Genomic DNA, 10,451 nt, shown 5'->3' on the forward strand with positions numbered 1-10,451 from the left:
CCCGTTAATTCTCCCACTAATAGCAGGGCTTATCTCTTCAATTCATTAATAATTGCAAAACTCACTAACTCGTAACACCCATCTACTCCACTGTTCAAAACCTACTAATCCTTAAAACCAATCATTAATTCTTTAACGCTGCAACCTCAGCTAATAGCGATTGACCCCGTTGGCTGGATCTGAATTCACTAAATAGTTTCCCCTGAAGTTTACGACTGTGAAGCTCCCCTTTCCGCTTATTCCTTGATCTCATACCGATAATCACATGCTAACAGTTGCCCAACCTAAAGAAAATACCAAGTCTGCATCCGCGTCAAAAATGGAACCGTTTTCTTCTGCCAGTGATTTTTACCTTGTGAATTTTTAGATATCACTAATTTAGAATACTGGCGTGACAAGGATTGATCATGTATATTTGTTCACCTAAGGGAAATTCATTGAACCAGTCGGCAATTCATTGCGGGCCATCAGCGCTGACCACCACCATGTCTGCCCGTTAACCAACTTTGTTATTCGACATTTGGGTGAATAAATGACATAAGGAAATGCCTACGCTATACACACCAACGTAGGCATTTCCTTATGTCATTTTAATTAAGTTCAAAATCTCTAGCTAGGCTTGCTTACGACGGAAAATTCGACTAAGGCCGAACGTCATGATTCCCAGTAAAACCCCTATCCAGCCGAGCTTACTGTCAGCTTCATTTGTCTGAGGTAACTGACCGTCAACCTGTGTTGCATTCCCTAATTGATTGCTATCAGTGGCCGTTGCCAATGATAGCGGTGTCGTTGCAATCACATCGGCGGCACCACCAACATCATCAAAGGATCCCTCGAGGATCTGATCATTATTGGTTTCACTCCCCACTGAATCAGTTTGAGAATTAGAACCGGCAGGCGTTTGGTCGCCAGCACTAACCGATTCCCCCTCATTATCAGCAACGTTACTACCATCACTTTCCGGGCCAGTAACCCCGGTATCGCCAGCTTGCCCTTCATCATTTTCATGATTGTCAGTATCAGTTCCGTTACCAGTATTGTTCCCACTGCCCGAACCAACGTTATTGCCAGCATCCGAACCACTACCGGTATCATTTTCAGAATCGGAATCATGGTCGGAACATGAGTTGCTATCGGAGTCATGACTGGATTCAGAATCACTTTCAGACTCAGAATCACTGCCTGAGTCCGAGTCGTTGTTAGAGTCTGAATCGCCATTGGAATCTGAGTCACTGTCGGAATCTGAATCACTATCGGAATCTGAGTCACTGTCGGAGTCCGAGTCACTATCCGAATCTGAATCACTGTCGGAGTCCGAGTCGCTGTCGGAATCTGAATCACTATCTGAGTCCGAGTCGCTATCTGAGTCTGAATCACTATCTGAGTCCGAGTCGCTATCTGAGTCTGAATCACTATCTGAGTCTGAATCACTATCTGAATCAGAGTCACTGTCGGAATCTGAATCACTATCTGAGTCTGAATCACTATCTGAGTCTGAGTCGCTATCGGAATCTGAGTCACTATCTGAGTCTGAATCACTGTCGGAATCCGAATCACTATCTGAGTCGCTGTCCGAGTCCGAGTCGCTATCTGAGTCCGAATCACTGTCGGAATCCGAATCACTATCTGAGTCTGAGTCACTGTCGGAAGCTGAATCACTGTCGGAATCTGAGTCACTGTCCGAGTCCGTATCACTATCTGAATTTGAGTCACTATCTGAGTCCGAATCGCTATCGGAATCTGAGTCGCTGTCCAAGTCCGAATCACTGTCGGAATCCGAATCACTGTCGGAATCTGAATCGCTATCGGAATCTGAGTCACTATCTGAGTCTGAGTCGCTGTCCGAGTCCGAATCGCTATCGGAATCCGAATCACTATCTGAGTCTGAGTCGCTGTCCGAGTCCGAATCACTATCTGAATCTGAGTCACTATCGGAATCGCTATCGGAATCAGAGTCACTATCTGAGTCTGAGTCACTGTCGGAATCCGAATCACTATCTGAGTCTGAGTTGCTGTCCGAGTCCGAATCGCTATCGGAATCAGAGTCACTGTCGGAATCTGAATCACTATCTGAGTCTGAGTCACTGTCGGAATCTGAATCACTATCCGAGTCTGAGTCACTGTCCGAGTCCGAGTCACTGTCGGAATCTGAATCACTATCTGAGTCTGAATCACTGTCCGAGTCTGAATCACTGTCCGAGTCCGAGTCACTATCCGAGTCTGAATCACTATCGGAGTCCGAATCTGAATCTAACCCGTTACCGGGCTTCGCATCACTCTCCGAATCAGAGTTACTGTCAGAATCTGAGTCACTACCCGGTTGCGAATCACCTTCTGAATCTGAATCACTGTCTTGACCCGAATTACTAGTAGAATCCGAATCGTTTCCTTCTACACCAGAATCTGAATCTGCCTCATTTCCCTGACCAGTGTCTTCATCCCCAGTGTTACCTTCAGAATTGTCGCTAGTGTCTGACCCATTTCCAGTACCCGCTTCATTACCTGAGTCCTGATTATCTCCTGGCTCAGATGAGCCATTTGTATCTGTATCCGAGGTGTCCCCCGCATTCAAATTTCCGCTTGTATCATCATTATCTTCATCTGTGTCTGCACCTGCATTGACGTCAGTACTAGTACCGCCATCAGAGCTGTTTCCATTACCGTCTGCCGTTTCATTCCCAGCGTCTTGGTCACTGGCGTCACCGTCTGCTCCATGAGTTGAACCGTCAGAATTATCTGCAGTATTCTCAGCGTCTGACCCAGGATCCGTCACACCAGTCGTGGCATCACCGTTGTCACTATCACTCGGTGCAGTTACCTCAGTACTATCCGGATTTTCATTGTTTGTATCAATCTCATTCCCATTATTACCAGCATTAGAATCACCCGACTCATCGCCACTAACACTAGGTTCTTCGCCCTGGCTTGTACTCACATCAGGCGTTCCAGTTTGGCCAGTATCTGTGGCACTAGCCGTTCCCTCAGTCGGATCAGTCGTTGTGGCACTTCCAGTTGAATTCCCTGTATCATTCCCCTCTGCCGTCCCATTGCTATTATTAGTTGATGGCGTTGTCGGCGTTGGTGTCTGAACTGCCTCCACAGAATTTTCCGTTTGACTAAGGCCAGCTTGACTAGCCCCTTCAGCAGGGGTGGCATTCGACTGAAGTGCCTGCTGGGAAATCGTCACCGTCGCCGCACGGGCCTTACGCTGGTCATCAGTAGCCATCATTCCCGTACCAACCAATGCGGCCGCTGCTGTGAGCCATAAACTCGTTCTTAAATTTTGTGACATGTATTTTCTCCTTCTCAATTGACCTTAGTCTGTTTCTCAGTAAACAACATGTTATCAGGTTCACAACGAGAAGAAAACAAGAACCACTACCCACAATCAAAAATGGAACCACAGCCTTCTGGCCATGATTCCATTTTTAACAATCAGCGAATCACAACTGCCCGTGAATGACGGCTGTGATAGACTTTCATGAAGTTATTAGTACTGGTCCAAAATACCTTGTTGGGCCAACCCTTTTGCATGTATGGATCTGCGACTAAAAATTTACCGTGCTTATATCCAACTAAGGCTAACACGTGATATGGTCGTGACTTTTCCATGTGCCAACCACCTGAAAAGACAATTGCATTTCCTCGTTTGACCTCACGCATCAGCTGCGTCTTAGAGGCCCCGGAAATGTTAGCCGCTTGCTTGTCATAAGTCTGGGCGTAGGCAGTCAGTGGGGCTGGATAGATTGTCCGCGTTTCACCAGGACGACTCTCCGTGTAAGGATTTCCAGTGAACCCTTTATTCGGCGTCTTGGCTTTAGGCATTCGATTAATGACCGTCTTCAGACTGGTCTTGGTCGCTACCCCTTTAACAGACAGGGCCATTTTAAGACTCGCGGCTTCACAAGCATTAGGCGCATACAGTGGGTAAAGCTGACTGGTATACGTATATGGCAAACGGTAAGTCGTGGTCGTCTTTAGTGCCTGAGCGTTAAGCCAACCGTAGTTGTGTCCCCGCCGACTGATTCGGAAATAGGTTGTTTTCCCCGTCTTAGCGACGCGGTCTAGTTGAACCAATTTACCACTCAAACTTCCGGTCTTTCTGAGTGCTTTCGTGGTGGCTGGACTGCTCCAGAGCCGCCACCCCTTACTCTTCACTACCCGTGAATTGTAGGTTCGCGCTGACTTAGTTGGCACCGAACTGGCACGGGCAACCGAATTTACGCTAAATATTCCTAAAGCAACTGCAACCCCAATAACTAACTTTGTCCATTTTCTCACAGAAAATCCTCCTCTACTGAATTGCCACGGCAAAATGCTTGTATTGATAGCTCCGGGAAAACTTCTTCGCACTGACCCAATACTTTCCCTGGTTTGGATCAGCTACGTGGTACGCACCCTTCTTATATCCGTCTAGCAGCATGACGTGGCTGTTATTGATACCTGTGCCCCAGAAATAATGACCATACTGAGCCTTGGCAAAGTGTAACGTCACATATACTACTACCGGATTATGCAGGCGCAACTGCGACCGCAGCTTACTCAGATTAGCACCGCTAATGTTCTTAACTTTGTGATATCGATTTCCCCATTTAGCCAGTGGCTTAGGGAAAATCGACTGGAAGACCCCTGGTGTGACCTTATAAGGACTGCCAGCAAAACCAGTGTTCGGATTATTGGTCTTGCTACGGGGTAATTTTTTCATGAAAGCCACCAAACCAGTCGACTTTAAAACACCTTTATAGTGAAGGCCTTCTAGTAAACTAGCGGATTCACACCCCATCCAGGCCTTAACCGCCTGTTGACTCACGTAGGGGGCACCCAAATTCACCGTTGCCGGTGTCTTCAAATCACCACGCCAAACCCAACCAGAATAGGTTTTCTTGGACTTAGGGCTGGTAGAGGTCACATAATAATATCGATAATTCTTACCATTTGCCTTTTGAATCAAGGCCGACTTGCTGATGATCCAAGCTGTTTTGGGAAAACTCTTCAGCTGATGGGTAGTCGCCAAGATGAGGCCAGTACCATCATTTTCAAACGTCACCAGTTTTCCCTTAGGATTACCAGTAACCTTACCAAACGGCGTGACGTTTTTCTGTGACAAAATTTGTGAGGTCTTTGCGGCCTGTACAGTGGTCACGCCCAACCAGGTCATTAACAGGACGATCCCTGCCACTAATAATCTTTTCATATACGCGACTCTTTTCTAATATTGGAAGAGTTGGGCCATCATACCAGATCCATCAGCAGCAAAACTAAACCCAACTTCACTGTAGTGCGCCCAAGTATTCAGCTCGGTATCACGGTGTAACTTATCACAAGTCATTAACTCATTGACCGCGGTCTTCGCCGTTCCCTTGTAAGTGATATTACCGTTTGCATTATAGACCAACGTGGCACCCAGGCCGCCCGACATGTAACCGGCTGGCAAGTAGTAAGCGGGTAGTTCCGCCATTGTTTCGGCATACCCACTCATCTTAGCATTGTAGGATTTGCCATTTGGCCGAATATGATCGTCACGAATCCACAATTCATGTGCCCGGACATTGACCTTTTTCAGCAAGCTCTTCCGATGCTTCAAGGCACTGAGCCCCTGGTGTTTCCGGTAGGCATTAAATTGTTTCAGATAACTCTTCCCAACTTTTTTATTCAAGACCGATTCCTTAACGTATTTAACAGTAACCTTAGCCGGTAACTTACTATAGCTGTACGTTTTTTTGAGGGAAAATGGCACGTATCCCTTAATTTTTGTAACATACCCTTTGCTGGTATTCCAAGGATCACCAGTTCCTTGCGGGCCAAATTGGCTCCCATAGCTCTTAACACTGGCACCTGTGCTAGTAAAGGTTTTGTTCGCTTTCAATTTTTTACCAGTGGTCGATTGATAGTGGACAACCATCTGCTTGGCCGGTTGTTGCGTTGTCGCTGCATTTGCACCGACTGGAAAGGCTAACCCCACTAAGGGCAATAGTAATAGTGTCCATTTAGATGATATTTTCATAATTAGATTCCTTTCAAATTTAAAATGGTTGGCTCATCACATTCATAACGTTGTAGACTGTGCCGTTTGACGTAACCTTAGTGGCAATCCCATAATAAATGAACTGAGATTCCATCAACATTTGCCAATGAGCCCCCTGATCATTGCCATGTTGATAATCGTAGGCAATGCTCTTAGCAGTGGCGGCGTTTGTCTTCCCCACGCCATTCATATCAAGCACCTCACCGTGAGAAGCGTGCTCTAACCCGACATTCTTAAACAACCCCTGTTGAATCACGTGGCCTGCCCGGTCATAGTGACTGAAATTGGTCGTAATTTGCGTAATCCGGACATTTGAAACTTGCGTTTGAATCAGCTGATTCGCTTGTAAAGCAGTAAGTCCCTTAGCAGCCCGAGCACGATTTAACTGGGTGATAAAGTCTCGGTTAACGGTCGCTGCATTAAATGATTGCTTGGCGTTGGCTTGGAATCTGGCTGACTTGGTACGCTTAGCCGATCCCTGCTTCAAGTAACGGCGTGAAACCCACCCCGTGTATTTGCCATTAGCACTTGTCACTTGGTAGTAGATCCGCGTCTTATGCGTTTGCTTGATGAGTAATTTTTCATGCTTGGTGGTGTACCAGGTCGTGTGAGGAAAAGTCTTGAGTGCTTGATAACGGTCGCCAAGATGCTGACTATACAAGTAACCGGTAGTGCCATGAAAGGCGTGTCGCTTCATCGACTTACGCCAAACTACCTTAACACTTCGACTACGTTTGGCGCTGTATGTACTAGCCTGTGCTGAAGTTAAACTGCTTAGACCAATCACGCCACCGCTAAGAACCGCGATGATCGTCATAAGCTCATGAAACTGATTCATCAATTGTCCCCTGCTTTCCTGATATAGGGCGTCATACCACCCACTTCAACAGAGTCGATACCGTCCAATTTGAATCCAGCATATGTTCTATTAAGTCGATAACTTAAGTATACCGCTAGTCATGGTGGTGGGACAATGGCACTTTAAGTACTGGTGATAATCAAAAAGCATTTAGTTGACGGCTAGCTTTACCGAAAACTAAATGCTTGGTATTTCATCTTTAATAGATACTTGATGGTTTAACCTTGATGGTCTTACGAACGTGAGTCTTGTGATGACTGTAAACCAAAGCCGTCTTACTACTAGTTGGTACCTTCGTGTATTGCAGGAGCACCTTTTGTTTCTTACCATTAAATTTCATGGTTTTAACCTTGTAGTCGGATGCAGTCAAGTATCTTGCTGTGACAAATGACGTCCAACCATTCTTCATCTTAGACATGCTGAAAGTTTTTTCGTAGTTGCCCTTGATCTTAAAGACTTGCGTCTGCTTGAATCCTTTATGTAAGTATGGGAAACCATAATATTCTAATTTACCGACCTTGTCGGCGGAAAATTGATAAGTTGATTTTGAAATTTTAACGTGTTGATACTTCTTAGCCTTTTTATTATACGCGTACCAGTTACCTTTCAAAGCACTCGGAACCTTATGAACCTTAGGCCAAGTTGGAAAACCCGAAGACGCTGATGCAGTTGTACTGGTTGAAACTGTGACACCGCCGACGGTCAAACCAACCAACAAGGCGGCAGACATGATCATTTTTTGTTTTGCCTTCATTAAGAACAACTTCTTTCAATTAGTTAAGGTACATCTTGATTTTAACCTCAAATAATTTATTTATCAATATAAAACATTGGTGACTTTTCCGCAATACAGTTAACCCCTTGCTGTACCTGCTGATTTTAAAACCGTTTTTAGGCAAAAGGCTCTCCGTTGTTGACCACTAATTATTTCCAGCTTTGAACGATCATCTAGTATGTTTACGCAAATAAAGACCCGTAAGATGGACAAATCAGTCCAACCTTACGGGTCCACTTCCAGCACTGTAAAAATCAGTGGCCTAGAAATATTGTGAATTTCAAGCAACCTATTTGATATATATTTGTCGCTGGGAAGGCGGATATAACAACGGTTCTTCACCCGACCGCTGACGATTTTTCATCAATTCGCCACCTCTGCTTTTTACAATCAGGGTTAGCCAGAGTTGAAAATTCTTTCTGTAAATAAGTACTAAAAAGAACCTAATCTAAGCAAGACAATCAATTGCTTGACTAATTTCATTCTCCAACTCTTTATAGTTGAATCTTTGAACTTTATCACGAACTAACGATTCCTGTACCTTCATATTTTCTAAAAATTGTTCCGCATACTCAAGCTCATGAGCATGAAAATCTTTCGCATTACTAATGCTAACAATTTCATCATGAACATATGACTCTAACCCTCGAATTGCATCATTATGGCCAACTTTAGAAAAAACATTGTCAATAACATTCTCATCTATTAACATCTTGAACAAGCTTCTCTTTTTGAAGAAACTCTTATCTTTATTTTTGTCATACCAGTTACCGTTTAAAATGAGCTCCAACATGTTAATGTCATCATTTTCATTTAATTTCTCCTGTCGAGATTTGTAGGCTTTCCTCAATGAATTCTCCTTCTCATCAGCGGGATCACCGCTCGTACGCAAAAATGTCCACTCATTCAATCCAACTTCAGCTTCATCCATCTTTGATAGTCTACTCAGCAACTCTATGTATATTTCCTCAATATTCCAATCTACCAAAAGTAAACTATTAGTCTTAAGATACTGCATCACCCTAAACACACGTAACAGATACTTAAAGTTGTCTTGTTTCAAGTTTACGTGTTCTTTCATATCCAACTGTGCTCTAGATAATTCGACAGCACTTAACGCTCTAAAATCTTCTAGCTTATCAAGCCGTTGCTTTTGTTCGGGAACTTGAGGAAATAATATATTCTGAATTTCATTGTAGAATTCCTTAAAGTCAAAAGAATCATGAACTACTAAATTTAGAATCTGCCGAGTATAGACAATATTTTCATCAAACTCCGGTAAATTTCCATGAAATACCCTTAGAATACGTTCAGAGATGCTTTCAACATTGCTTTCCTTCTGTGTATTATGTTTTGCCGGTAGCCTCATACGTGTGACATCAAAAACATCCAAAATTCCCTTACTTTTTTCAGTATATCCTCGTTTAAAACAATCAGTTAATACAAAGATTGATAAAAAACCGGTTTTTGCTATCTGTTTTCTTTTATCATTTGTAAGTTCCCTCTGCTTTAAAACATACGAGTTAAACTCGGAATATGAACTCATAATACTCTTAACCGTTCGCAAATTTATTTCTTTAGAAGTAACCATAGCAAGCATTTTATGTGCCATCGCAACTTCCCAATCCTTAATGTCCTGATCTATTGAAATTTTTTCAAGAGAATAATCAATAATATTCTCAGCAATTCCAAAAACATCTTCATTAAATTCTAGACTCTTGTTGATAACCTTTTCTTTAATCAAAGCTATATCTGCAGAATCATAGCTTTTTTCTTCATTTGAAATGATAATTATTTTGCATTTCCATTGTTCCTGCAACGTCGCTATATAACCAAATACTTCTTTTGTTTGCAGTGGTTCAGCAATCCTTTCTAAATCATCAATAATCAATACAAAATTAGCAAAATCAACTTTTTCTAACAAGCTATCCTGTACTTTTTCCTTAATTGGAAATATTACTGAATTCATAATCGTATTTGCTATCGAATTGCCTAAATCTGCGCCACTTGCTAAGTCTAATATATTATCGAGTTTACCGGTAAGATTGTATTTATCTCCTTTATCTTTAACAAAATTAAGCAAAACCTTTCTGTTTACTGACTTTTTTACTACCTCAATATCTTTGAGACCGTTTAATGAAAAGTAAACCGGTACTCTACTCTGTTCTTGAAGTTCTGGAATAATCGTATTTACTACGTAGTGGGTTTTTCCACTCCCCCATGGGCCATTAACCTGAAATGCCAATTCATCTTCAGAATTGACATAGTTCATGATAGCGTCACTGGCCGAACTGCTTACTAAATCGCTCATCTCAATTGTTTCCCCCTTAAGATTCATACTTTGCATCATCAATTAACAAATGTACCTTCTGTTTATTATTGTGTCCAATTAATAAAATCAATTTCCAGTGTACACTACTCGTGCTGATTCTTAACTTCATACCCAATATTGACGTTAATCATCATAGTAGGTACTCTCTCTTGATTGACTAGTAATATTGTCTTATAAAGTTCAAGAAAAGGCCAGTGTTGACAGTTTCCATCAACATTGACCTTCTTTAATTTAAGCCGCTTATTGGATTTGAACCAACGACCTCTTCCTTACCATGGAAACGCTCTACCTACTGAGCTAAAGCGGCATAACATCCTCTATTATGGACGAGATTTGGCATAATAGCAATAAAAAAAAGGAACCCATCTCTGGATTCCTTACTCTTCGCGTAGCGACGTCCTATCCTCGCAGGGGGCGATCCCCCAACTACTATCAGCGTGCTGAAGCTTAACTTCCGTGT

Annotated in this window: 7 protein-coding genes and 1 tRNA gene; all 8 read right to left on the reverse strand. The window is 43.0% G+C overall.

Translation table 11 applies throughout. The features are described 5' to 3' along the window. Positions 1-613 precede the first annotated feature (613 nt). Positions 614-3,292 carry a hypothetical protein gene (locus EKM75_RS13070; protein ID WP_318531121.1) on the reverse strand — a complete coding sequence of 893 codons (2,679 nt, stop codon included), beginning with the start codon at positions 3,290-3,292 and terminating at the stop codon, positions 614-616. 143 nt (positions 3,293-3,435) lie between these two features. Next, positions 3,436-4,281: a C39 family peptidase gene (locus tag EKM75_RS09660; protein ID WP_125694128.1), complete on the reverse strand. Its 846-nt coding sequence runs from the start codon at positions 4,279-4,281 to the stop codon at positions 3,436-3,438. A 13-nt stretch (positions 4,282-4,294) separates the two neighbouring features. After that, positions 4,295-5,194, reverse strand: coding sequence for a C39 family peptidase (locus EKM75_RS09665; protein WP_125694130.1), 900 nt, complete (start codon positions 5,192-5,194; stop codon positions 4,295-4,297). Between the two features lie 15 nt (positions 5,195-5,209). After that, positions 5,210-6,004 (reverse strand): CAP domain-containing protein, encoded by a 795-nt coding sequence (locus tag EKM75_RS09670; RefSeq protein ID WP_125694132.1) that lies wholly within the window; start codon positions 6,002-6,004, stop codon positions 5,210-5,212. A gap of 19 nt (positions 6,005-6,023) precedes the next feature. Continuing rightward, positions 6,024-6,863 (reverse strand): hypothetical protein, encoded by an 840-nt coding sequence (locus EKM75_RS09675; RefSeq protein WP_125694134.1) that lies wholly within the window; start codon positions 6,861-6,863, stop codon positions 6,024-6,026. A gap of 220 nt (positions 6,864-7,083) precedes the next feature. After that, on the reverse strand, positions 7,084-7,638 hold the full coding sequence (locus tag EKM75_RS09680; RefSeq protein ID WP_125694136.1) for a hypothetical protein: 555 nt from the start codon (positions 7,636-7,638) through the stop codon (positions 7,084-7,086). Positions 7,639-8,107: 469 nt separating this feature from the next. Next, complete coding sequence (locus tag EKM75_RS09685; protein WP_125694137.1) at positions 8,108-9,970, reverse strand: P-loop NTPase fold protein; 1,863 nt, start codon at positions 9,968-9,970, stop codon at positions 8,108-8,110. Positions 9,971-10,225: 255 nt separating this feature from the next. Next, positions 10,226-10,298 (reverse strand) — tRNA-Thr (locus EKM75_RS09690). Positions 10,299-10,451: the final 153 nt, after the last annotated feature.

Source organism: Levilactobacillus tongjiangensis, from assembly GCF_003946345.1.
Taxonomy (GTDB): domain Bacteria; phylum Bacillota; class Bacilli; order Lactobacillales; family Lactobacillaceae; genus Levilactobacillus; species Levilactobacillus tongjiangensis.